Source organism: Rhizobium sp. 01T444 (assembly GCF_056398305.1).
Genome location: NZ_JBFTPD010000393.1, coordinates 1 through 529, shown reverse-complemented (window position 1 = coordinate 529; position 529 = coordinate 1). Strand labels below are relative to the sequence as shown.

Genomic DNA, 529 nt, shown 5'->3' with positions numbered 1-529 from the left:
GGCCTTGCGGCTCGGCCAGCTCCTGCGCCTGGATCAGCGCCAGCGTGGCCTGGTCGGGAATGCGCCAGTGGCCGAAGGCCGGGCCGCGGTAGCCGATGCCGTTCGCGTCGGCATAGCGGTCGAAGCCATAGAAGCTGCCTTCGGGCCAGGGCTTCTGCAGGCCGGGCGCCCAGTTCACTGTGCGGTAGCCGTTCGCCTTGAAGAGACGCACCAGGGTCGGCCGCTCGGTGGCGAGGAGCAACTCATAGTTGCCAGGGTCGTGCGTGTCGACGCCGCTCAGGAGCGCCGCGTGCGCCAGCCAGGACGCGCCGCCGAAGGTCGGCGAGCGCACCCGCGCCGACACGGCTTGCCGCCCCCCTGCGAGCAGCGCCTGCGCGAGGCGCGCGCGGTACGGCGCGAGCCATTCCGCCTGGGCCGGATTGTCCAGTGTGCTGACGCCGTAGGACTCGGCGAAGATCAGCAGCACGTCCGCGCCATCGAGCCCGAGCAGGTTCGTGGCGCCGAAGGCCGGGCTGGGCGAGAGCTGCGC

1 protein-coding gene is annotated in these 529 nt (G+C 72.2%); it reads right to left on the bottom strand.

The window, feature by feature from the left end:
* A partial coding sequence (locus AC1DTN_RS39110) for an alkaline phosphatase family protein (protein WP_477925621.1) occupies window positions 1-529 on the bottom strand: 529 nt, incomplete at both ends.